This is a genomic window from Neobacillus sp. DFD-2R, from assembly GCF_057747865.1.
Genome location: NZ_CM173228.1, coordinates 777,251 through 800,808 on the forward strand (window position 1 = coordinate 777,251; position 23,558 = coordinate 800,808).

A 23,558-nucleotide genomic window follows, 5' to 3' on the forward strand; every position below is an offset into this window, starting at 1 on the left:
TATGAAAATACTGCAAGTGGAGGAGCTAGCCTCAATAAAGCGCTCGATTGAAGCGGGCACAGAGGAGCAGCAGACGATCGTCAAACAGATTATTTCCGATGTTCGCGCCAGGGGTGACGCGGCTATAAGAGAGTATACGGAGAAATTCGATCGTGTCCTGCTGTCCTCATTCATGGTAACGGAAAGTGAATATACGGAAGCATATAAGCAAGTGGATGAGCGGTTTGTATCAATTGTTCGTGAAGCAGCGGAAAATATCCGCATTTTCCATGAAAAACAGCTTCGTCCATCCTGGATGACCACGGAAGAAAACGGAACGATTCTTGGTCAAAAAATCACCGCGCTTGATTCAGTCGGTGTCTATGTGCCGGGCGGAACCGCAGCATACCCATCCTCGGTTTTGATGAATGTCATTCCCGCGAAGGTGGCGGGAGTAAAAAGAATTGTTATGGTGTCTCCTTCAGATACAGAAGGTAAATTACCTGCTGCTGTATTAGTCGCTGCAAAAGAAGCCGGTGTTGAAGAAATCTATAAGGTAGGCGGTGCCCAAGCAATTGCCGCTCTCGCTTATGGAACCGAGTCGATTGCGTCAGTTGATAAAATTACCGGACCGGGAAATATTTATGTCGCTTTGGCAAAACGAGAGGTCTTTGGTGATGTCGATATTGATATGATTGCCGGGCCAAGTGAAATTGCGGTTCTAGCCGATGAAACGGCAAGAGCTGAGGAAATAGCCGCTGACCTGTTATCGCAGGCCGAGCATGATGTGCGTGCCTGCAGTGTTTTAGTAACTCCTTCAATGCGTTTGGCGCAGGAGGTTGCCTCAGAAGTGGAAAAACAGCTTGCCGTTTTACCGAGAAAAGAAATTGCGGCCCGTTCCATTGAGGATTATGGTGTTATTTATGTCACTAACACCATTGAGGAAGCGGTAGAAACCGTTAATAGTCTAGCCCCGGAGCATCTGGAGGTCATAACTGAAAATGCAATGGAGCTTCTCGGGAAAATTCGCCACGCCGGAGCGATTTTTATTGGGCGTTATAGCTCGGAACCTGTTGGCGATTATTTTGCCGGCCCTAACCATGTCTTACCAACAAACGGTACCGCTCGTTTTTCAAGTCCGCTTAATGTCGATGATTTTCAAAAAAAATCAAGCGTCATTGTCTACAGTGAAAAAGCTTTAAAAGAGAATGCAGCAAAAATTGCAGAATTTGCCCGCATGGAAGGTCTCGAAGCACATGCAAGGGCTGTGGAGATAAGGTTGAAAAAAGACTAAGGAGGCCCCCGATTATGGAAAGAACAGCAAGTATTGAACGAAATACAAATGAAACAAAAATCCAATTATCATTAGCGATAGATGGTGAGGGAAAGTCCGAGCTTGAAACGGGTGTACCTTTTATGACCCATATGCTTGATTTGTTTACGAAACACGGTCAATTTAATTTAACTGTTAATGCTGACGGTGATACGGATGTTGATGATCACCATACGACCGAAGATATTGGCATTTGTTTAGGACAGGCGCTAAGAGAGGCTCTTGGAGATAAAAAAGGTATTAAGCGCTACGGGAATGCGTTTGTGCCGATGGATGAAGCTTTAGCACAGGTTGTGGTTGACCTTAGCAACCGGCCGCATCTGGAAATGCGCGCAGAGTTTCCGGGTCAAAAGGTTGGAACCTTTGATACCGAGCTTGTTCATGAGTTTCTTTGGAAGCTCGCCCTTGAAGCCAGAATGAATCTTCATGTTATTGTTCATTACGGCAAAAATACTCATCACATGATTGAAGCCGTTTTTAAAGCCTTGGGCAGGGCACTTGACGAAGCCACAACCATTGATCCCCGTATCAAGGGGGTTCCATCAACGAAAGGGATGTTATAGATGATTGGAATTGTCGATTATGGCATGGGGAACCTGTTTAGCGTGAGTAAAGCGCTCGAACGATTAGGTGCCGACTTTTTTATATCAAGTGAAAAAAAGGACTTACTTGGAGCGGATGCATTGCTTCTCCCCGGGGTAGGATCCTTTCGTGACGCCATGGCACGCTTGCAGGTGGACACGATTAAGGAGTTTGCAGCATCAGGTAAACCGCTTCTTGGAATTTGCCTTGGCATGCAGCTGCTTTTTGAAAATAGTGACGAAAACGGTTTTACTGAAGGGTTAGGACTATTGCCCGGAGGTGTTCGCCGTTTTCCTGGCCGGTTTCAGGAAGGTGAACCCTACAAAGTACCGCACATGGGCTGGAACCGGCTTGAATTTGTAAAGTCCTCTCCCATTCTGAATAATCTTGAAGAAGATTATGTATATTTCGTTCATTCTTATTTTGTGAATGCGGAAAATTCAGATGTGCTCTTGGCAAAAGCGGATTACCATGAACAGGTCTCAGCGGTAGTAGGCCGTGACAATATTTTTGGAATGCAATTTCATCCGGAAAAAAGCAGCAAGCTTGGGATGGCCCTGTTACATAATTTTTTGAAGCTTGTTGAGGAAAGGAAGGCTGTCCGATGAGTATAACTATTTATCCGGCAATTGATATGCGGGGCGGCAATTGTGTCCGCCTTCTCCAAGGTGATTACGACAAGGAAACGATTTATGGCGATTCACCTTTTGATATGGCCCGGCGTTTTGCTGCTGAAGGTGCCGAATGGATTCATATGGTAGACCTTGACGGAGCAAAGGACGGTAAGCGTGTCAATGACCATTTTGTAATTGAGGCTGCGGGTAAGCTATCGGTAAAAATCCAAATTGGCGGCGGCATTCGTTCTGAAGAAGATATCGTTCATTACCTTGAAAATGGCGTCAGCCGCGTGATTATCGGCAGCATCGCTGTTTCCAACCCTGATTTTGCTATTGATATGATCAAAAAGTATGGCGGAAAAATTGCTGTGGGGATTGATGCGAAAAACGGCTATGTCGCTACCCATGGCTGGCTGGATACATCAGAGGTAAAAGCAATTGAACTCGGCAAACGCTTCGCTGATGCCGGTGCTGAGACGTTTATTTTTACTGATATTGCCACAGATGGAACCCTCTCAGGTCCGAATATTGCCGCTGTCTGTGAAATGGCTGAAGTGACAGGAAAAAATGTTATAGCTTCAGGTGGTGTAAGCAGTCTGGCAGATTTAAATGCATTAAAGTCAGTCGAGTTTAAAGGTGTTGGCGGAGCGATTGTCGGCAAAGCCCTTTATGAACACCGGTTTACCTTGAAGGAAGCGTTGGAAGAGGTGAGAGTATGGCCTTAACAAAGCGAATTATTCCTTGCCTCGATGTGAAGGAAGGTAGAGTGGTAAAAGGAGTTCAATTTGTCCAGCTCCGTGATGCCGGCGACCCGGTTGAACTTGCAAGATTTTATGATGAACAGGGAGCCGATGAGCTTGTTTTTCTTGATATCTCAGCTTCTGTAGAAGGAAGAAAGACAATGGTCGAAGTCGTCAAAGCGGTTGCTTCCGAGCTTGCAATCCCGTTTACAGTTGGCGGGGGCATCAACGCGTTGGAAGATATGAAAAAAATTCTCCGTGCCGGCGCTGATAAGGTATCCTTGAATACAGCAGCTATTTTGAACCCTCAGCTCATTAAGGAAGGTGCTGACTTTTTTGGATCCCAATGTATCGTGGTAGCGATTGATGCCAAATTTGATGAAGCGTTTGGGACGTGGCGTGTTTTTACCCACGGCGGCCGAAAACCGACTGATAAAAAAGTTGTCGAGTGGGCAAAAGAAGCTGTAGCGCTTGGTGCAGGCGAAATTTTATTAACAAGTATGGATTGCGACGGCGGGAAAAACGGGTTTGATTTGGACTTAACGAAAGCTGTTAGTGAGGCAGTTTCTGTGCCTGTGATTGCTTCAGGCGGTGCGGGAAATGCAAATCATTTTGAAGAGGCCTTTTTAGCCGGAAAAGCTGATGCAGCACTTGCGGCTTCGATTTTTCATTACAAAGAGACTTCTGTTCACGAAGTAAAAAGCTACCTAAGGGAAAAAGGAGTGACCGTACGATGAATGTGAAGTTTGATGAAAAGGGGCTTGTTCCTGCTATCATCCAGGATGCCTCTACAAAGGAAGTTTTAACGTTAGCTTATATGAATCGGGAATCTCTTGCTAAAACGTTGGAAACCGGGGAAACATGGTTTTTTAGCCGTTCCCGTCAGGAATTATGGCACAAGGGAGAGACAAGCGGCAACACACAAAAAGTTGTTAGTGTGAATTACGACTGTGATCAAGATACTTTGCTTGTTTTGGTAAATCCCAAAGGGCCTGCCTGTCATACAGGTGCAGTGAGCTGTTTTTCAGAACGGGTTTTTGAAGGGGATTCAACGTTGGCGGACTATCAGATATTAGCTTCACTTGAAAAGGTGATTGTGGATCGTGAACGAGAACGTCCAGAAGGTGCCTATACTACCTATCTTTTTGATAAAGGCGTAGATAAAATTTTGAAAAAAGTCGGTGAAGAGGCTGCAGAAGTAATTATCGCGGCCAAGAACCGCGACCATGATGAACTTAAATGGGAAGCATCCGATTTACTTTATCACTTAATGGTTCTTTTGGTTGAACAGGAGCTTCCTTTTAAAGAAGTACTGAAAACACTGGAAGAAAGACACAAAGACCGGTCCTAATGGGCTGGTTTTTGTGTGTACATGGACCCGCAGCTTGAAATTTGTAAATAACCTCTTCAAATTTGTAAATAAAATTGAAAATTTGTAAATATCCTTCTCAAATTTGTAAATATCCGTCAAATGCATTCCTCTCCTTCAATAAAGCTGTTGAAATCCTCTTAAAATCATCATTCCCGGCCCCTTCTCGTACAAGTAACAATTGTGTTATACTACATTAGTTATGTTTATGATGGAAAGATGGAGGACTTCATGGGTAAAGACGCGAAAGCAAGAATTCAAAAAGGAAAAGTACTTTCATTTGTTCCGACGGGGGAATATTATTTCACGAAGGGTGTAAAGGCATATCATCGTCGTGATTTTATAAAGGCAAAAAAATATCTCGGGCGGGCACTTCAGCTTGAGCCGGGTGAACCGATGATTGCATGCCAGCTGGCCATTGTTTCAACAGAACTGGGCGAGTTTGAAAATTCCAATCGACTCTTGCATCTGATCCTTGAAGAACTGGACGAAGAAATGACTGAATGCCATTATTTATTAGCCAATAATTATGCCCATTTGGGATTTTTTAAAGATGCTTATCACCATGCCAAACTTTATTTACAGCTGGATCCGGATGGTGATTTTACAGAAGATACGGAAGATCTGCTCGAACTGCTTTCTTTTGAAGGTGAAGGGCTGGAGGATGAGCTGTATCTGCAGGATGACCTCATTATAAAGCAGGAGCAAGCCCGCGATCTTTTGGAATCGGGATATTTTCCAAAAGCGATTGAGCTTTTAAAGGATGTCGTTGAACAATATCCGGAGTATTGGTCGGCGTACAATAATTTAGCCCTTGCTTATTTTTACCTTGGGAAAACGGAAAAGGCGGAAGCCATTTTAACAGATGTTTTGGAGCGAAATCCGGGAAATCTCCACGCACTTTGTAACCTGTTGGTTTTTGCTCATTACCAAGGTCAATCAGAAAATGCAGAGGTATTAATTGATACATTAAAAAAGATTCAGCCGCTTCTTTCTGAACATCAATTTAAGTTAGGGTCAACCTTTGCATTAGTCGGAGAGTATGAATCCGCTTATTTTTGGCTTAAAAAGTTATATAAACACGGGTTTGATGGCGACGGTCCGTTTTATTACTGGCTATCCTGCTCCGCTTTTTACACAGGATATGAAAATTTCGCAAAAAATATTTGGAAAATCGTCCTGCAAATGAATCCCGATAAAGAAGGATTCGAGCCATGGAATCCTTCACCGCCGCCGGCAAATGGTTTCGAGGATCACCCGGGTTCGATTTTTCAAAAGCTGGAAAGCGACTATATTGAAGAACGATTATTTGCCATTTTCCTGGCAACTGTTTCAAGTAAAAGAGATGAAATCCTTTCATCAAAGCAGCTGTTTCAAAATCAAAAGCTCACCTCGATTGAAAGAGAATACCTTTCATTTGTAAAGTCCGGAATGCCTTCGGTCACTTCGGAGGCCCATCAGGTGGCGGAACTTTTATATCAAAACCATCAGCCAATCGGCATGGTTGAGTCAGGATTATATTTAATGTGGTTTTCTGCATTGGGGGAATTGTCACAATCCGGTATCCGTTTGAAAAACAAGCATGGATGGGCAGGAGCAATTGAATATGTTTGGAATAAGCTCCGCAGTGAAAAAGTATCACAGCAGGAAATAGCTGACCGCTATGGGGTATCGACATCAACTGTGGGCAAGTATGTAAAGGTAATAAAATCACTTCTAAATTAATCGCTAGCTTCAGTGTCCTTTGAAAGGTGCTGGAGCTTTTGTTTGAGCAAATTCTTGGACGGGAAAATCTTTGTTATATACCATTAAAGGAAAAGGGGATACTAACCCTATTAAAATTGAAAACTGTCTAGCTTCAGCGCCTAGGGGCTCGGGGTCATAAGCCAATCCGTCAAGAAGGTTAAAGAGCAACCTTCCTGCCGGCTCGTCTTATGCCTGTCCCCCCTGGGCAAGGCGCTTACGCTTTTCTTTTAAGGAGTGATAACCATGTCTGAAGAAAAAATTTATGATGTTATTATCGCGGGTGCAGGTCCTGCCGGTATGACAGCTGCAGTCTATACATCCCGTGCAAACCTTTCCACATTGATGATTGAACGGGGAATGCCGGGCGGACAAATGGCCAATACCGAGGATGTTGAAAACTATCCGGGGTTTGAAAGTATTTTAGGTCCTGATTTATCAACAAAAATGTTTGAACATGCGAAAAAATTTGGTGCAGAATATGCATATGGCGATATTAAGGGAATCAAAGACCACGGAGATTATAAAGTTGTTAATGCCGGTTCGAAACAATATAAAGCCTACTCTGTGATCATTACAACCGGTGCCGAGTATAAAAAAATTGGCGTTCCGGGCGAAAAAGAGCTTGGCGGCCGCGGGGTTTCTTATTGTGCTGTATGTGATGGTGCTTTCTTTAAAAATAAAGAATTGTTTGTGATTGGCGGCGGCGACTCTGCTGTTGAAGAAGGGGTATACTTAACCCGATTTGCTTCAAAAGTAACAATCGTTCATCGCCGTGACCAGCTTCGTGCTCAAAAGATTCTGCAGGATAGGGCTTTTGCTAATGAAAAGGTAGACTTTATCTGGAATCATACGCTTAAATCCATCAACGATAAGGACGGCAAAGTAGGTAGCGTGACACTTGTCTCTACCGAAAATGGTGAGGAACAAGAACTGAAAGCGGATGGTGTATTTATTTATATCGGCATGCTGCCTTTGTCTAAACCATTCGAAAGCCTTGGGATTACAAACCAAAATGGCTACATTGAAACCAATGAACACATGGAGACAAACGTGCCGGGAATCTTTGCAGCGGGCGATATTCGTGAAAAAACATTGCGTCAGATTGTAACAGCGACAGGTGATGGCAGTATTGCTGCCCAAAGTGCCCAGCATTTTGTTGAAGAGCTTAAAGAAGAGTTAAAACAAAAGCAATAAGAATTTCCTTTGTAAAAAAAAGTAATTATGTTTTAATTCTCCTGTAACAGTAGTGAAATAATGGTGAGGTATTATAGAGATAGTAATTGACCCCCTTTAAAAATAAATACTTTTCCTGCACAGGTGAATAAGCCTGTGCTCTTTTTTTTGAAAAAAGAACACTGTTTTTTGACATAAAAAATTTACATAAATATTAACATAAATATCACGTTTCTATTCATTGTGACTGCATACTAAAAATAGTATAATGAAAAGAATCAATTAGTCGTTATATTAGGATATTTTGCCAAATAGAGGGTGAATAAAGTGCAGCGGGTCACCAATTGTGTATTGATAAGAGAAAATCAAATATTGTTGCTGCAAAAACCGCGGCGGGGCTGGTGGGTAGCTCCGGGTGGAAAAATGGAGCCGGGCGAATCAGTCCGGGATTCCTGCATTAGGGAATACCGGGAAGAAACAGGAATTTACCTGAAAAACCCCCAATTAAAGGGTGTTTTTACAATGATAATGAAAGAAAGTGAAGAACTCCTGAGTGAATGGATGATGTTCACTTTTATGGCTACCGAATCAGATGGTATGCGTGTTGATGAATCCGAAGAAGGAAAGCTGGAATGGCATCAGCTGGATCAGTTAAAAAATCTTCCGATGGCCGCAGGCGATTATCATATTATTGATTATATGATTCACGGAAAAGGAATTATTTACGGTACCTTTACTTATACAAAAGATTTTCAACTAATCAGTTATCGATTAGATCCAAGTTAATCAATAGGGGGAATTGCAATGAGTACCGGTTCGACAAGCGATACTCAGATGGTCATTATTACAGGAATGTCCGGAGCAGGAAAAACAGTTGCTATTCAAAGCTTAGAGGATTTAGGTTTCTTTTGTGTCGATAATTTACCGCCAACATTGTTACCGAAATTCCTTGAACTTATGAAGGAATCAGGGAATAAAATGAATAAAGTGGCACTTGTGATGGATTTAAGAGGCAGAGAGTTTTTTGATCATCTCTTTAAAGCATTAGATGACCTTGCTGAAACCTCATGGGTAACACCGCAGATTTTGTTCTTGGATGCAGATGATGCAACTTTAGTTCGTCGATATAAAGAGACGCGGCGGTCACACCCGCTTGCGCCTACGGGTTTGCCGCTCGAAGGGATTAAGCTTGAAAGGGAGCTCCTTGAGGAATTAAAAGGCCGTGCCCAGCTTATTTATAACACTTCTCAAATGAAGCCGCGTGAACTGCGTGAAAAGATATTAACTGAATTTACTTCGAATAAAAAACTAATCTTTACTGTCAATGTCATGTCATTTGGATTTAAGCACGGTATTCCAATCGATGCCGACCTGGTTTTTGATGTGCGTTTCCTGCCAAATCCTCATTATATTGAGCATATGAGGCCTAAGACCGGTTTGGATGAAGACGTTTCAAGTTATGTTTTAAAATGGAATGAAACGCATAAGTTTTTGGAAAAGGTGACAGACTTGCTCGCGTTTATGCTTCCCCATTATAAGAGAGAAGGAAAAGCACAGCTTGTCGTTGCGATTGGATGTACAGGCGGACAACATCGTTCAGTCGCATTGGCTGAATATATTGGCCGATTTTTTGAACATGATTACAAGACCTGTGTTTCACATCGTGACATTGAGAGGAGAAAGGACAAAACAACATGAGAGATTTTGGACAGCCCAGAATTGTCATCGTTGGCGGAGGAACGGGATTGCCTGTATTATTACGGGGCCTAAAACAGTATCCTGTTGATATTACCGCGATTGTTACGGTTGCCGATGATGGCGGAAGCTCTGGAAGGCTGCGCGATGATTTGCATATTCCGCCCCCCGGTGATATTCGCAATGTTTTAGCGGCATTATCTGATGTAGAGCCGCTTGTTGAGGAAATGTTTCAACATCGATTTTCTACATCGAATGAATTATCCGGACATTCACTTGGGAACTTAATATTAGCGGCGATGACTTCCATTACCGGGAATTTTGTGCATGCTATTCAAGAAATGAGTAAGGTATTAAATGTTCGTGGCAAGGTATTGCCGGCAGCAAACCAAAGCGTTGTTTTACATGCCGAAATGGAAGATGGGACGATTGTTTCAGGGGAATCGAAAATCCCCTACTCCGGTAAAAGGATTAAAAAGGTCTTTTTAACACCCGGGAATATTCGCCCATTACCGGAAAGCATTCAAGCAATTCGGCAGGCTGATTTAATAATAATTGGCCCGGGAAGCTTATACACCAGTATTCTGCCGAATCTTCTCGTTCCCAGATTGGGGGATGAAATCTGTCGCTCTCATGCAAATAAGGTATATATTTGTAATTTGATGACACAAGCCGGAGAAACGCATGGGTTTACCGCAAGTGATCATGTTCAGGCTATTTACGATCACATGAGCGGTGCGTGCATTAATACGATATTAGTAAATAATGAAGAGATTCCCCCGGATATCCAGCTTCGCTATAATGAGGAGTTAGCGGATCCGGTACAATATGATTTGCCGCGGCTATATGAGCTTGGGCTTGAAGTAGTTCATGCAGATATTGCCGTACAGGAAAATGGGGCACTTCGGCATGATCCGAAAAAAGTAGCCCAAATTTTATATAATTTATTAATAACTGAAACCAAAAAGCGCTTTGATGCGTAAATAAAGGTGTCCGGTAAAAAGGGGGGTGAAGGGGATGTCTTTCGCTTCGGAAACGAAAAAAGAATTAACGAACCTGGAAGTGAAATCGTGCTGTATTCAAGCAGAGCTTTCCGCTTTAATTCGCATGAACGGTTCTCTATCATTCTCCAATCGTAAGTTAATTGTCGATATTCAAACTGAAAATGCAGCAATCGCCAGAAGAATATATACATTACTAAAAAAGAGTTACCAAATTCAAGTTGAGCTGCTGGTAAGGAAAAAAATGCGTTTGAAAAAAAATAATGTCTATATTGTCCGTTTATCGCAGCAAGCAAGAGAAATACTTGAGGATACAAAAATCCTAGGTGAAGGATTCACCTTCATTCATGATATTTCTAAGGAGCTAGTGAAAAAGAAGTGTTGTAAGCGTTCTTATTTACGGGGAGCATTTCTAGCCGGAGGCTCAGTAAACAACCCTGAAACGTCTTCTTATCATTTGGAAATTTTTTCGCTTTATAAAGAACATAATGATTCTTTGTGCGAATTGATGAATACATTTGGTTTAAACAGTAAAACGCTCGAGCGAAAAAAGGGCTTCATTACCTATCTAAAAGAGGCAGAAAAAATAACCGAATTTTTGAATATCATTGGTGCCCATAATGCCTTGCTTCGTTTTGAGGATGTAAGAATTGTAAGGGATATGAGGAATTCCGTTAATCGTCTTGTAAATTGTGAAACAGCAAACTTAAATAAAACAATCGGTGCTTCCATCAGGCAGGTAGAAAATATCCGCTTTATTGACCAAACTGTCGGGCTTCATATTTTGCCTGATAAGTTAAGGGAAATTGCCGAACTGCGGATGAATTTTACGGATGTTACCTTAAAAGAGTTAGGGGAAATGGTCTCAGGCGGATCCATTAGTAAGTCGGGGATAAATCATAGATTAAGAAAAATAGATGAAATTGCTGAAAAATTGCGTCTAGGTGAATTAGATCCAAGAAAATAGAAAAATTACATGAGGAGGAATTTTGTAATGAGGGTAAAACAAGCAGAAGTAAAATTGAAAACAGGGCTTCAAGCACGACCTGCAGCCTTATTTGTCCAAGAAGCAAACCGATTTTCATCGGATATATTTCTTGAAAAGGATGGAAAAAAGGTAAATGCAAAAAGCATAATGGGATTAATGAGTCTTGCTGTTGGTACAGGAGTTGTGATTAACATTGTGGCTGATGGTGATGATGAAGAAAATGCGATTAATGTATTAAGCGAATTTATCGAAAAAGAACATTAAAAAAAGGGTTTGGCGGTTACAGCCAAACCCTTACTGTTTACTTTTTATTTTTTTCATCAAATAGGTTACGTGTGATGATTTGGTCAATCAGGCCATATTCCTTTGCTCTTTCCGCTGTCATGAAATTATCGCGGTCTGTATCTTTTTGAATAACCTCAAGTGGCTGGCCTGTACGTTCGGCTAAAATTCCATTTAATTTTTCACGAAGGAATAGAATGCGTTTTGCCGCAATTTCAATTTCCGTTGCTTGTCCTTGTGCACCGCCAAGTGGCTGGTGAATCATAACTTCCGCGTTAGGCAGAGCATAGCGCTTCCCTTTTTCACCTGCGGCTAGTAAGAAAGCACCCATCGATGCTGCCATACCTATACATACCGTAGATACATTTGCTTTAATATATTGCATTGTATCATAAATCGCCATCCCGGCTGTGATACTTCCACCCGGACTATTGATGTAAAGTGTAATGTCTTTTTCAGGGTTTTCCGCTTCAAGGAATAATAACTGTGCAACAATAGAATTGGCAACATGATCATCAATGGCACTGCCAAGCATAATAATCCGGTCTTTTAAAAGACGGGAATAAATGTCATATGCTCTCTCGCCCCGATTTGTTTGTTCAATAACTGTAGGAATCAAATTCATTTTTCTTCCTCCTCCTGAGTTTGAAAGTGAAAATAATATGTATTGTTATCATACACTGATGGTCAATAAAGGTCAAACAAATTGACTTTAAATTGTTCGACAACTTTCCCTATTCCATCATAACCAATCAGGAGTATTTTAAACCTATTAAGTACTTGCAAAGTTTTAGAACATGGCATATAATATGAAGGTCGCTAATATTTGCCCTCGTGGTGCAACGGATAGCACGTAAGATTCCGGTTCTTGAGATGTGGGTTCGATTCCTGCCGAGGGCGTAATAAAGTCAATGTTAACAGTGCCTCTACGCTTTACTACAAAGCGTCGGGGCATTTTTCATTTTGGGTACAGTTCAACCAAAAAAACCACGCATAAAAACCACGCAGTGCAGGACGCTCCTTACGTTAATTCGAAGGAGGGATCCGCTATGAAACGAAGAAACACCATTACGAATGTTTCCGTACAACACGCTCTTGAAAGAAATACCACGCAATTACAGGTCTCAAATTCTCAAAACGCTGTCAAAGAATTCTTAAGGCATTGCCGTATTAAAGGACTTTCAACCGATACCGTAAAATTCTACGATAAAGAACGTTTAAAAGACGTTTCATTTGATGGCAAAGGAACGATTAATGTCGAATATGCTAAAAACCGATACGCTCGCCGTATACCCCTTACAAAGCGTCTGAGAGAGGTATTAAAAGCTTATATCCAAGAACGTGGGGTATTGGACACCGACATTTTATTTATTAGCGTGCATTCGAAATGCAACCCTCGATGTTTAAGGATCAAGAACGCCAGCCTAAACCGTTAATTGACGTCTATGAACTCGAGGAATTCGACCAGCGGATATGTTATGCGATGGAGTACCATCTTGCAGTTAAGTTAACTGTATGGGACGATGGCTTTACGGAGGAAGTTACAGTCCACGTTCACTACGTTGATTCGATTTCCCATGATCTGCATATAGAGGATAATGCAGGAAAATTCGAGCAGATAACTTTTGAACATGTGGTCGGGAGGGTTGTTATAGATTAGGCGGACACTATCGATACCAATTAGCAATTAGATAATTGAAAGCGCAATGCTAGCTTAGTTTTTATGAATGTGAAGTTACTCTGCAAACCTACTATTGCCCCCGACTTCCAAACCCATTTCGAATGCACTTGTAATTAAAAATCGCCAAACTGTTACAGTGTAACGAAACAAGCTAAAGGGGGGAAAGTCCACACCCATAATATATACCTTCAAACGATGAATTCATTTCATGTTAGTTTGATGGATTTCTTGAATCCGGAAGAAAAGTATTTATAACGGGGCAATGGCCGTGTTCTAGGTGCACTATTAGGCATACGTATACATAGTTCTAAAAAATAAAAGAGGTGAATGATTTTGTCCTTCCCGAACATTCCTAATATTACGCCTACCATTTCGGTTACGGTAGAGGAGACGATTCCTTTACTATTAAGTTCTATTGCCCTTGAAGAATTAGCTCTTGCTCACATCATGAATGCCGAGGCAGAGAAGCTTCAATTTGTTTTAGGAACACTAGAAGGCGCAACAACCAGGTTGTCTCCTGCTGTATTTTCAGTAACTGATCTTCTTACGGTCGACTCAAGTGCTCAAAGAACCCTTCGTGATGTCATTAAGAAGGAAATGCTGCTAGAATTTAAGTTTGAAAACATTCTTGATTTAATCAGACCAGCCAATCCATTAAGTACTCCGACAACAGCTACATTTACTAACCCGTTTCCGATTATTATCGATGGCGACACGGTGGGACCGACCAATCCATTAAGTACTCCGACAACAGCTACATTTACTAACCCGTTTCCGATTATTATCGATGGCGACACGGAGGGACCAGCCAATCCATTAAGTACTCCGACAACAGCTACATTTACTAACCCGCTTCCGATTATTATCGATGGCGACACGGAGGGACCAGCCGCTCCATATCCGTCATCTATTAACGTGGCAGGTTTGACTGGTACCATTGCTAAAGTGACAGTGACATTAAATAATATGTCCCACACCTTCCCGGGTGACCTTGATATCTTACTTGTTGGACCACAGGGTCAGAATATTATCCTTATGTCGGATACAGGCAATGGGTTTCCTATCTTCGGTTTCACGTTAACATTTGACGATGATGCAGCAACTCCAGTGCCAGCCCCAATCGTCTCCGGTACGTACCAGCCGACAAATAACGGACCTGGTGATGTTTTTCCCCCACCAGCACCGATGTCGCCATATGGTTCAGCGTTAAGCGTATTCGATGGGACAAATCCAAATGGTATATGGAATCTTTTCGTGGTTGATGATGCATTTATAGACTCTGGCGATATAGCCGGCGGATGGTCTTTAACCATCACGACTACTTGTCCTTAGAACACATTAAAACAGTTTTATAATTAAATGAACTTAAATCATAATCGCAAGACACGAGCTAATGCCGATGCAGCCATTGGCGGGGGGAAGCACGACGACTCAAAAGCGTTCGTTTAATTTGATGGATCCGGAAACAAACGAAGAAATGTAACTGCATTCGGTGAGATAGTCGACTTCCCCGATTATCTTCTCGGTTTATGATGGGGTTCAATGTTTGTATATCGCTAACCTTCACGTCATGCTCGTCAAATATATTCCACAACGGTCAGCAATCGTTGGATACGTAATCCCCTTATTTTAAAAATACCACTAAAAAATAAATTGTTTATAAACACAGCGGTTTAGGCTGTGTTTTTTGTGTATAAAATATGGGGTTTTTTGCGTTTTTTTACTTTTTTATTCTGCTCTTACAGTAGAGGTATGGAACAATTTTGCAAAAAATTTTTGTCCATACACCAGACCGGGCAGTAGCACATATACATAGGTGTGTGCAAAATATTCTAGAAGAGGTGTCAAACAAATGCCAAAGCATCACCACAGGGATGAGGATGATAAAAAGTTGCCAAAGCATCACCACAGGGATGGGGATGATAAACATTCGCAAAATCATCACCGCCAGGATGAGGGAGATAAACATTGCCATAAAGATGAAGATGATAAACATTCATTAAATCATGTCCTGTTTGATTTAATCAAATCGGTCGCCAATGAAGAAGAGGCATTGGCTCTTCTTATCCGAGCTGAAGCGGATAAAATTCAAGCTTTTATAGGAAAAAATTGTGACTTCCCTACGAAACCATGTAATGAAGAAATTATTGAGCTAAACCAATCGGTTAAACAAATGCTGGAAACAATTGTGATGAAAGAATGGCTTTTACTTAAGAAATTGGAAAGAACGCTTGAGGTCATTCATAGACCACGGGAAGAGTGCAAAGATTGAGCACTATTGTTTACCATCGGGAAGGGGTAAATAAAAATGGGGGATCATTTTAGCGAAGATGTCAACCAAATGTTAGAAGAATCTCTCTCTCAGATAAAATCATCATTAAAACACCTTACAAATACTGTCCACATACTTGAAAAGGCAGTAAGGGAACAAGATTGTTTTTCTCAATTCGATATTTTTAAAGTAGAAAGGGATATAGAAAGTCAAGGTCATTCCATTACAGAGTTAAAGCAAATGATGGAGAGGAAGAGAATGGTATTTAAAATAATAAAAAAATGAAACAGACACACTAATGTGCTGTCTGTTTTATTTTTTATGAAAAGTGATAAGAAGCATTAAATGTAAAATGGTATGGTAAAAAACGCAACCTTAGGTTCAATCCTCTTCCAAAGGCAGTAAATATCCTAAGTATCTCGGGTATTTCAGATGCTGTTGTCATAACAGTTTTATAAACTTATTGGAAAATAATTGTTATCCCATACCAAGGAAGACAGGAAAGGGTTTTTTATTTAAATAGATTGCACAAAAAAATAATGATTTCATATAGGTATAATGTGATCCATATGCGGATGTTTAATATGTTAAAAAGACTTACGACAAGAGGAGGGCCAACATGGGTTTACCGGAAATTCCAAAAGATTTTCATATCCCGAAAAGGCGGGACGTTGTTACGTTGAAATTGGCTGGAATAGCACTTATGGAACAATCATTGGCAAATTTGTTAGAAACGGAAGTCGAAATTCTCCAGACCACTGTTTGCGAATTTAAACATAATAAGGCTTCCCACAGAGACCTTAAGAAGGCAAACAGGAAGGCAGAACGAATGCTGCGGGCAGTCATTGCGAAAGAAATTCTTCTATTGTTTGAACTTGAAGATACCATTGATTTCTTGCTTTGAAATATTGAGGGAAATACAAAAACAGCCAGTGCTTTTAGAAAATAGCTTGGCTGTTTCTGGTGTTCAAAACCCAATTTCATTATGGGTGATAAACCCTCTCCAACTATACGCAGTACATAAACTTTCACCATCGACAGTGCTAACCATATTTGATTGGTTAGTTCCGTTATTTTGAGAGCCGCCGCCGCCAACTGTAGCGGGAGAGCCGCCGCCAAAACCGCCATTATGAGTTCCTCCTGCTCCGGCACCGCCAGCACCGCCGCCACCCCCGGCTGCAACCAGAAGGTTAGCAAGTGTTACAGTACCAGTGCCTCGCCAAACAAAGCTGCCACCGCCGCCGTCATTAGTAGATCCTGGCCCTGTTTCCCTGTTGGCCGACCAATATAGTCAGTACATCACCAGGTGAAACTGTGAAATCACCCTGAATAGATTTACCCCATTCTTGTTAGGAGCTGGAAAAATCCAGAGTAAAATCTTTCTTTTTATTTATAATCCAGTATTCTTGGGTTTTTATCTATTTCATAATGTCAGATGCATTCATAGGATATTTAATTCAGGGAGAAGATATATTTTTGCCTAATTTACGTCTAGAGGTGTATATAATGAAACTTATATTGCTGTCAGGAGGTTCCGGGAAACGATTATGGCCGCTTTCCAATGACTCTAGATCGAAGCAGTTTTTAAAGATGCTAACTCGTTCTGAAGAGAAGCTGGAATCCATGGTTCAGAGACTTTGGAGACAATTAGAGTTGAATCAATTAAAGGATAGTTCGTATATCTCGACAAGTAATACACAAGTGGATATTCTTCAAAGTCAATTAGGGACCGAAGTGCCGTTAATTATTGAACCAGAACGAAAAGATACATTTCCGGCAATCGCATTAGCGGCAACTTATTTGTATTCCATCATTGGTGTTAATCGAAATGAAGTCATTATTGTAATGCCTGTTGATCCTTTTGTGGAAAATCAATTTTTTAATAAAGTCAAAGAATTAGAGGATGTTATTTTACAATCAAGTATGGATATCGCTTTAATTGGTGTAAATCCTGCCTATGCTTCGACAAAATACGGCTACATCATTCCTGAAAAAGTTGAAAAGAACTGTCAACAAGCACAAGAATATTTAAAAGTAATTGGTTTTAAGGAAAAACCGACAGAGGAGCAGGCAGAGCGCTTAATAAAACAGCAGGCACTATGGAATTGCGGCGTATTTGCCTTTAAATTGGGCTATATGATTAATCAGCTGGAAAAAAGGGGGTTTCCTGCTCAATATGATAAGGTTAAAGAGCACTATAATATACTACCTAAAATAAGCTTTGATTATGAAATTGTGGAAAAGGCAGAGCGGATTGCTGTTATTCCCTATAACGGTTATTGGAGAGACTTGGGGACTTGGAATACATTGACTGAGGGTATGAAAACAAATATCGTAGGCAGAGGTTCGATGAGTGATGATTGCATCAATACACATTTAATCAATGAATTAGATATACCTGTGGTTGTATTAGGTGCTTCAAACATAGTTGTGGCAACAAGTCCCGATGGCATTTTAGTTTCAGATAAATCCGTAAGCCACCATGTCAAAGAAATCGTAAAAGATTTAGAACAACGACCTATGTTCGAGGAGCGCCGTTGGGGGTGGTATCGTGTCTTAGACTACAAAAAATCCACTGAGGGAATGGAAGTTCTGACAAAGCGGTTATGTATATTAGAAGGACATAACCTAAGCTACCAATATCATCATAACCGGAGTGAAGTTTGGGTGGTTGTTGCAGGTGAAGGAGAATTCGTTCTTGATGACAAATTGTCTTATGTAAAAAAGGGCGATGTGCTAACTATTCCTTTGGGCGCAAAGCATGGAATCAAAGCAAGTATAGATCTTGAAATAATTGAAGTTCAAATGGGAAGTAAACTGGAAGAAGAAGATATTATTCGTTTATTTATGTCTTGGGAAGAATTGAAGAAATCCCTGGATTAAGAAGAAGAAAAGAAAATCGATAAAAAGATTTTCTTTTTTTATTTTTTTATTCTCAAAATATAAAAAGAATATATTAAATAAAGAAAAATAAGAAGTACCTCAGTTTATCACGATTTCGAGATAAACGTGAGGCAAAGAAATAGCCGTTTTCATTATTTAATAAAAAGAGTGCATGGAAGATTACTTAGGTCGAGGATTTATGGAAATCAAATCAAGAATGTTTTCAAATTTAAATTGCAGTAACATTTCCTTTTTGATAACGTCCTGAAGGATTCTTTCAGCACTAGCATTGATTGTAAAAAGATCAGATGCGGAAACCGCTTCGGGAGAAAGTCTTGTTTTTGTAGGCTTTAAGGTTCCGAGTACAAATTGAAGTTTTTCAGCTTCGGCATTAATGACATGAGCAAGGGCCAACTCCTCAAGGGCAATGGAAGCCAGCAGCAATGAAACGGTCTGATCAGTATTAATTGAAATGAGTGGACTAATATTCTGAATATTGGCTTGAGACATTGTTATCACCTCGTTTTCTTTAGCGCTGATTTTAGTTTATTTCCTCAGGTTAAAGATTGACACAACTATTTTTATGATATTTGCCATGCTGAGTTTATTTCATTAAAAAAGTCCCGGTTGGATACGTTTGTATGCCAATCGGGAACAAGGGAAATATGAAGAGATATATTTTAAAAACAGCTCAGAAGAAATACGAAGTTAAATGCTGCAAGACGCAATTTGAGTGATACAACCCCAACCTCCTGTCAATACTTCGGAAATAGAAGTTGGAGATTCCTTAAGGTAGTGGCGTAATAGCGATCAAATCAAGGATATTTTCAAACTTAAACTCCAGTAACATTTCCTTCTTAATCACATCACGAAGTGTTCTTTGGACACTTGTGTCGAGAGCAAGCAGATTTGTCAACGAAACAGTTGCAGGAGAGAATGTAGTACGGGTAGGGGTTAATGTTCCTAGAACAAGTTGAAGTTTCTCTGCTTCAGCATTAATAATGTGAGCCAGAGCCAATTCCTCAAGGGCAACAGAAGCCAAAAGTAAAGGAATAGTCTGTGCTGTAGTAACTGAAATAAGCGGCGTAATATTAGGAATATTAGCTTGAGACATTATATCACCTCTTTTCTTTAATATCTGTTACATTGTATTTATTTACCTCGTTGAGGGGCACGGCCAATAATCTATTTTTATTTGATTCTTATTGTTTAGGAAAATTGTATTGAGCGCCTTTGCGATTAGTGTTTCATCATCGCAGTCTTCAATTAATGGACTAAATAGGACTTGCTGCTTCGTCATCAGTTTAGAAGAGCTTCTACTGGAGAAACAAATGTTTTCGATTGACTTGCAGCGATTGCATAACACCTTGCAGCTTCCTCGATCTCTCCCAGTTTTTCGAAGCAGCATCCTTTATAGTGTAATGCTTGAAAGCTGCCTACTCCCTTTAAGGTAAGATACTGTAAATATTCCAACCTACGGCCAAAGAGACAAAAGAATGAATGAATATCTACATACAAAAAAATAAAAAACTCCTTTTGGGGAGTTTTTATTTTATAAACTGTTAAAGTCGGGAAAAAACTCCTAGTTGGATACATTTGTACGCCAATCGGGAGTAAGGGAAATATGAAGATATATATAACAGCTCAGAATTACGAAGTTAAATGCTGTAAAAAGTAGTTTGAGTGATACAACCCCAACCTCCTGTCAATACTTCGGAAATAGAAGTTGGAGATTCCTTAAGGTCGTGGCGTAATAGCGATCAAATCAAGGATATTTTCAAACTTAAACTCCAGTAACATTTCCTTCTTAATCACATCACGAAGTGTTCTTTGGACACTTGCGTCAATAGCAAGCAGATTTGTTAACGAAACAGTTGCAGGAGAGAATGTAGTACGGGTAGGGGTTAATGTTCCTAGAACAAGTTGAAGTTTCTCTGCTTCAGCATTAATAATGTGAGCCAGAGCCAATTCCTCAAGGGCAACAGAAGCCAAAAGCAAGGGAATCGTCTGTGCTGTAGTAACAGAAATTAGTGGAGTAATATTAGGAATATTAGCTTGAGACACTATATCACCTCTTTTCTTTAATATCTGTAACATTGTATTTATTTACCTCGTTATGGGGCACGGCCAATAAACTATTTTTATTTTATACTTATTGTTTAGGAAAATTGTGATTGAGCGCCTTTGCGATTAGCGTTTCATCATCGCAATCTTCAGTTAATGGACTAAATTGGTCTTGGTGCTTCGTCACAAGTTTACGTAGAGCTTCTATGGGAGAAACAAATGTTTTCGATTGACTTGCAGCCATTGCATAACACCTTGCAGCTTCTTCAATCTCTCCCAGTTTTTCGAGGCAGCATCCTTTATAGTGTAATGCTTGAAAGCTGCCTACTCCCTTTAAGGTAAGATACTGTAAATTCTCTTCTCCCATTTCGAGACAGTGATCAAACGTCTCAAATGCTTCTTTGAACATATCCTTTAAAAATAAGATTATGCCTTTATAAAAATGTAAATCTACATAATCCGGATAGAGGATAAGAACTTTTTCAATACCTGGCCATGCACCGTCGATGCTTCCTGTACTAATCAATATTGAATACTTTAATCGATATAAAAGCGAAGGCGGTGTCTGTAACTTTTTTAAAAAATCTTTAATGGAAAGATTGACATGATCAAATGCTTTTCTAAATTCCTTTTGGGCATAATATTCGCTGGCAATATGATAATGAATCCAAGGACTATGGTCTTTTTGTTTAAGTTCTTCCTTTAACATTGTAAGATTGCGTTCAAATTTCTTTTTATTTTCACTCACAGAATCCATATAACCATAATGGTGAATTTTAATTGGCACAGTTTTGATTATCAGGCCATCCTCTGGTATCGTCAAAACCTCTTCCACGTTTAGCATTTCATGGATTTTGCCAATAAATTTAATGCCTTTATGATTTCGGAAAAGACGAGTATGGGCAATCTCGAAGGTTTTATCCGGTTCTAGGCGTTCGCCATAATAATTAATCAAATGAATAGATAAAATATCTTCATCGGAATAAAGAATATCACGCAGTTTATAAACATCAGAAGCATCCACCTCTTCATCTGCATCCAACCATAAAATCCAATCCCCGGTTGCACGCTCCAATCCAAAGTTGCGGGCGTCAGAAAAGCTTTTGTTCCAGGGAAATTCGTAAACCTGCGCTCCAAATGATTGACAGATCTCAACGGTTCGGTCTGAAGATCCCGTATCTACAATAATTATTTCGTCTACAATCTCCTTTATGCTGCTAAGGCACTTACCGATACATTCTGCTTCATCTTTTACAATCATGCATAACGACAAACGTTTAAAGTCCATTTTTTCTTTCACTCCTTATAAAAACATTAAACATAATCATTTCCTATACTATGATTTTAACTAGGTAAAAGTGTTTTTTGGAAACTTCCTTAACGGTGTTCAATATAATGTGTAAGTAAAGAAAGAAATCCCAATGATGAAACTTGAGGTGGATACTGTTGAAGACAGAAACACTAAAAATTAACTGGGTCGGCCCTCAATTTGCCGGTCATAGCCTTGCGATAGTTAACAGGAATATTTGCAGATTTTTAAGTAAAGAACATTTCAACATTAGGAAAAAAACCCCAGATAAAGAAGTACCATTGGCACTTTCTGTTAATGAAGACCAGGATAAAACAGAGGAATTTTTGCCCTTTGCTGAATCAGACCTTACGATTTTCCATCAGTGGCCGCCAGATTGGGAGGTACCAAAAAGTAAGAAGTGGATTTGTATGCAGCCTTGGGAATATGGTGCAATTCCTAGGATGTGGTATATTCCTATGAAGTACTGGGTGGATGAAATCTGGGTTTATAGCGAATACAATAAGGAAAGCTATGTACGCTGCGGAATTCCAGAAGACAAAATTCACGTCATCCCGCTTGGGGTGGACGAGAAAGTTTACCACACTGGTGTGAAAGCTCTAGATTTAAAACCTTCCTCTTTTCGGTTTCTGTTCGTCGGAGGGACGATTGGACGTAAGGGAATTGATACTCTCGTTCAAGCTTACCTAAATGAATTTACTGTGAATGATGATGTTTGTTTGTTTATTAAAGACACTGGAACCCAGTCTTTTTATAAAGGAATAACGCTGGAAAAGATGATTCATGAAGCCATGTCAGATCCAAAAAATCCGCGCATTGTCTACATGGATCATGATTTTTCAGAAACGGAGCTGGCGGGATTATATAAGGCGTGTGATTGTTTAGTTCATCCTTATAGGGGAGAGGGATTCGGGTTGCCTATTGCAGAAGCTATGGCATGTGGAATCCCGGCGATTGTGCCGGATAAAGGTTCATGTCAGGATTTTTGCAATGCGGAAACAGCATTCCTTGTACCCTCTAAGGAGGTTCTTTTACCAGAGAAAAAAGTTGGTGATCTTGATACAGTGGACTATCCATGGTGGCTGTCGATTGATAGGGCCGATCTACAGCAAACAATGCGGTTTGCATACGAGAACCCTTCGTTGGTCAAGAAAAAAGGACAGGAAGCAAGCCGGCATATTTTATCCTCATTTACCTGGGTAAAAAGCGCCCAGGCAGTTTCTGACAGAATCAGACAGTTGGCTAATGAGAAAACAGGCCCGAAAACAGCCCACGAGGATATTATTAAACTGGAGCTGGAGAATGGAAATGAACATTATCAAAAAAATTTTTTTGAAGATGCATTAGGAATCTATCTGAACATTCTTTCAGTATACCCCTTAACAATTATGGCGAGGTACAATGCAGTCATCATTTATATCCAACAAAAAAACTATTCCGCTGCAATTGAACATCTTGTTTACATTGCTGACAATATGGAGCAACAAGATAATGACTTTCGAGAGAATATCCTGCTCATGATGAGATTTTGTTATTCACAGCTGTAGTCCTTAATGACCTGGAACACATTAACAGAGGAAATGCAAACCTCTGCTATTGGCAGGGGATATGGGTGATATATGTACGTATACGCATATAATCAACGAAATAGACATTCCCGTTACAGTAATCGATGCTTCAAATATTAGCTATCAATACCATCTCAAACGCAGTGAAGTATGGGTCATCGTTAAAGGTGAAGGTGAATTTGTATTGGATGAAAAGGTATCTTATGAAACACTTGGTGATGTCTTGAATATACTTATCAGAGCAAAACATGCGCATAAAGCTATTAGAATATTGAA

27 protein-coding genes and 1 tRNA gene are annotated in these 23,558 nt (G+C 40.3%); 22 read left to right on the top strand and 6 right to left on the bottom strand.

Annotation, left to right across the window (positions count from 1 at the left end; genetic code table 11):
• Position 1 precedes the first annotated feature (1 nt).
• The 13 genes from hisD (at position 2) to AC3ANV_RS03745 (ending at position 11,487) form a co-directional block, all read left to right on the top strand.
• Positions 2–1,273 (top strand): histidinol dehydrogenase, encoded by a 1,272-nt coding sequence (gene hisD / locus AC3ANV_RS03685; RefSeq protein ID WP_488312330.1) that lies wholly within the window; start codon positions 2–4, stop codon positions 1,271–1,273.
• A gap of 14 nt (positions 1,274–1,287) precedes the next feature.
• The gene (gene hisB / locus AC3ANV_RS03690; protein ID WP_488312331.1) at positions 1,288–1,875 is read left to right on the top strand and encodes an imidazoleglycerol-phosphate dehydratase HisB; all 588 of its coding nucleotides are present in this window, start codon (positions 1,288–1,290) and stop codon (positions 1,873–1,875) included.
• Entirely contained in the window at positions 1,876–2,502 is a 627-nt protein-coding gene (gene hisH / locus AC3ANV_RS03695) for an imidazole glycerol phosphate synthase subunit HisH (RefSeq protein ID WP_488312332.1), read from the top strand. It abuts the gene before it with no gap.
• Positions 2,499–3,236 carry a 1-(5-phosphoribosyl)-5-[(5-phosphoribosylamino)methylideneamino]imidazole-4-carboxamide isomerase gene (hisA, locus tag AC3ANV_RS03700; protein WP_488312333.1) on the top strand — a complete coding sequence of 246 codons (738 nt, stop codon included), beginning with the start codon at positions 2,499–2,501 and terminating at the stop codon, positions 3,234–3,236. The genes hisH and hisA overlap by 4 nt, the downstream gene beginning before the upstream one ends.
• Complete coding sequence (hisF, locus tag AC3ANV_RS03705; RefSeq protein ID WP_488312334.1) at positions 3,227–3,988, top strand: imidazole glycerol phosphate synthase subunit HisF; 762 nt, start codon at positions 3,227–3,229, stop codon at positions 3,986–3,988. Before hisA ends, hisF begins: the two co-directional genes overlap by 10 nt.
• Positions 3,985–4,602: a bifunctional phosphoribosyl-AMP cyclohydrolase/phosphoribosyl-ATP diphosphatase HisIE gene (hisIE, locus tag AC3ANV_RS03710; protein WP_488312335.1), complete on the top strand. Its 618-nt coding sequence runs from the start codon at positions 3,985–3,987 to the stop codon at positions 4,600–4,602. The genes hisF and hisIE overlap by 4 nt, the downstream gene beginning before the upstream one ends.
• Positions 4,603–4,851: 249 nt before the next feature.
• Positions 4,852–6,345 carry a tetratricopeptide repeat protein gene (locus AC3ANV_RS03715; protein WP_488312336.1) on the top strand — a complete coding sequence of 498 codons (1,494 nt, stop codon included), beginning with the start codon at positions 4,852–4,854 and terminating at the stop codon, positions 6,343–6,345.
• Positions 6,346–6,609: 264 nt separating this feature from the next.
• The gene (gene trxB, locus AC3ANV_RS03720) at positions 6,610–7,560 is read left to right on the top strand and encodes a thioredoxin-disulfide reductase (RefSeq protein ID WP_488312337.1); all 951 of its coding nucleotides are present in this window, start codon (positions 6,610–6,612) and stop codon (positions 7,558–7,560) included.
• A 306-nt stretch (positions 7,561–7,866) separates the two neighbouring features.
• Positions 7,867–8,325 carry an NUDIX hydrolase gene (locus AC3ANV_RS03725; RefSeq protein WP_488312338.1) on the top strand — a complete coding sequence of 153 codons (459 nt, stop codon included), beginning with the start codon at positions 7,867–7,869 and terminating at the stop codon, positions 8,323–8,325.
• Between the two features lie 18 nt (positions 8,326–8,343).
• On the top strand, positions 8,344–9,237 hold the full coding sequence (gene rapZ, locus AC3ANV_RS03730) for an RNase adapter RapZ (RefSeq protein WP_488312339.1): 894 nt from the start codon (positions 8,344–8,346) through the stop codon (positions 9,235–9,237).
• Positions 9,234–10,217: a gluconeogenesis factor YvcK family protein gene (locus AC3ANV_RS03735; protein WP_488312340.1), complete on the top strand. Its 984-nt coding sequence runs from the start codon at positions 9,234–9,236 to the stop codon at positions 10,215–10,217. The genes rapZ and AC3ANV_RS03735 overlap by 4 nt, the downstream gene beginning before the upstream one ends.
• Positions 10,218–10,251: 34 nt before the next feature.
• The gene (whiA, locus tag AC3ANV_RS03740; protein ID WP_488312341.1) at positions 10,252–11,202 is read left to right on the top strand and encodes a DNA-binding protein WhiA; all 951 of its coding nucleotides are present in this window, start codon (positions 10,252–10,254) and stop codon (positions 11,200–11,202) included.
• 27 nt (positions 11,203–11,229) lie between these two features.
• Complete coding sequence (locus AC3ANV_RS03745) at positions 11,230–11,487, top strand: HPr family phosphocarrier protein (RefSeq protein WP_488312342.1); 258 nt, start codon at positions 11,230–11,232, stop codon at positions 11,485–11,487.
• Positions 11,488–11,524: 37 nt separating this feature from the next.
• Here the strand turns inward: AC3ANV_RS03745 and clpP are convergent, their stop codons facing one another.
• Positions 11,525–12,130: an ATP-dependent Clp endopeptidase proteolytic subunit ClpP gene (gene clpP, locus AC3ANV_RS03750; protein WP_307407449.1), complete on the bottom strand. Its 606-nt coding sequence runs from the start codon at positions 12,128–12,130 to the stop codon at positions 11,525–11,527.
• 203 nt (positions 12,131–12,333) lie between these two features.
• Between clpP and AC3ANV_RS03755 the strand changes: the two genes are divergently transcribed.
• From AC3ANV_RS03755 to AC3ANV_RS03790, 8 genes are all read left to right on the top strand, one after another.
• Positions 12,334–12,405 (top strand) — tRNA-Arg (locus tag AC3ANV_RS03755).
• A 149-nt stretch (positions 12,406–12,554) separates the two neighbouring features.
• On the top strand, positions 12,555–12,941 hold the full coding sequence (locus AC3ANV_RS03760) for a hypothetical protein (RefSeq protein ID WP_488312343.1): 387 nt from the start codon (positions 12,555–12,557) through the stop codon (positions 12,939–12,941).
• A complete protein-coding gene (locus AC3ANV_RS03765) occupies positions 12,893–13,165 on the top strand; it encodes a YolD-like family protein (RefSeq protein WP_488312344.1) in 273 nt (90 codons plus the stop codon). Before AC3ANV_RS03760 ends, AC3ANV_RS03765 begins: the two co-directional genes overlap by 49 nt.
• Before the next feature lie 354 nt (positions 13,166–13,519).
• On the top strand, positions 13,520–14,518 hold the full coding sequence (locus AC3ANV_RS03770; RefSeq protein WP_488312345.1) for an alpha-helical endospore appendage domain-containing protein: 999 nt from the start codon (positions 13,520–13,522) through the stop codon (positions 14,516–14,518).
• Positions 14,519–15,038: 520 nt separating this feature from the next.
• A complete protein-coding gene (locus AC3ANV_RS03775; protein ID WP_488312346.1) occupies positions 15,039–15,458 on the top strand; it encodes an alpha-helical endospore appendage domain-containing protein in 420 nt (139 codons plus the stop codon).
• A gap of 36 nt (positions 15,459–15,494) precedes the next feature.
• Positions 15,495–15,743, top strand: coding sequence for a hypothetical protein (locus AC3ANV_RS03780; RefSeq protein WP_488312347.1), 249 nt, complete (start codon positions 15,495–15,497; stop codon positions 15,741–15,743).
• A 334-nt stretch (positions 15,744–16,077) separates the two neighbouring features.
• Entirely contained in the window at positions 16,078–16,362 is a 285-nt protein-coding gene (locus AC3ANV_RS03785; protein ID WP_488312348.1) for an alpha-helical endospore appendage domain-containing protein, read from the top strand.
• Positions 16,363–16,964: 602 nt separating this feature from the next.
• Complete coding sequence (locus AC3ANV_RS03790; RefSeq protein ID WP_488312349.1) at positions 16,965–18,341, top strand: sugar phosphate nucleotidyltransferase; 1,377 nt, start codon at positions 16,965–16,967, stop codon at positions 18,339–18,341.
• Positions 18,342–18,521: 180 nt separating this feature from the next.
• On the opposite strand, the gene AC3ANV_RS03795 is transcribed toward AC3ANV_RS03790, so the two are convergent.
• The 5 genes from AC3ANV_RS03795 to AC3ANV_RS03815 all read right to left on the bottom strand — a co-directional run bounded on the left by AC3ANV_RS03795 (position 18,522) and on the right by AC3ANV_RS03815 (position 21,693).
• The gene (locus AC3ANV_RS03795) at positions 18,522–18,851 is read right to left on the bottom strand and encodes an alpha-helical endospore appendage domain-containing protein (RefSeq protein WP_488312350.1); all 330 of its coding nucleotides are present in this window, start codon (positions 18,849–18,851) and stop codon (positions 18,522–18,524) included.
• A 277-nt stretch (positions 18,852–19,128) separates the two neighbouring features.
• On the bottom strand, positions 19,129–19,455 hold the full coding sequence (locus AC3ANV_RS03800; RefSeq protein WP_488312351.1) for an alpha-helical endospore appendage domain-containing protein: 327 nt from the start codon (positions 19,453–19,455) through the stop codon (positions 19,129–19,131).
• A gap of 185 nt (positions 19,456–19,640) precedes the next feature.
• The gene (locus AC3ANV_RS03805; RefSeq protein ID WP_488312352.1) at positions 19,641–19,859 is read right to left on the bottom strand and encodes a hypothetical protein; all 219 of its coding nucleotides are present in this window, start codon (positions 19,857–19,859) and stop codon (positions 19,641–19,643) included.
• 219 nt (positions 19,860–20,078) lie between these two features.
• Entirely contained in the window at positions 20,079–20,405 is a 327-nt protein-coding gene (locus AC3ANV_RS03810; RefSeq protein WP_488312353.1) for an alpha-helical endospore appendage domain-containing protein, read from the bottom strand.
• Positions 20,406–20,493: 88 nt separating this feature from the next.
• Positions 20,494–21,693, bottom strand: coding sequence for a glycosyltransferase (locus tag AC3ANV_RS03815; protein WP_488312354.1), 1,200 nt, complete (start codon positions 21,691–21,693; stop codon positions 20,494–20,496).
• Between the two features lie 158 nt (positions 21,694–21,851).
• On the opposite strand from AC3ANV_RS03815, the gene AC3ANV_RS03820 reads away from it, so the two are divergent.
• Positions 21,852–23,261 carry a glycosyltransferase gene (locus tag AC3ANV_RS03820; protein WP_488312355.1) on the top strand — a complete coding sequence of 470 codons (1,410 nt, stop codon included), beginning with the start codon at positions 21,852–21,854 and terminating at the stop codon, positions 23,259–23,261.
• The last annotated feature ends 297 nt before the right edge of the window (positions 23,262–23,558 follow it).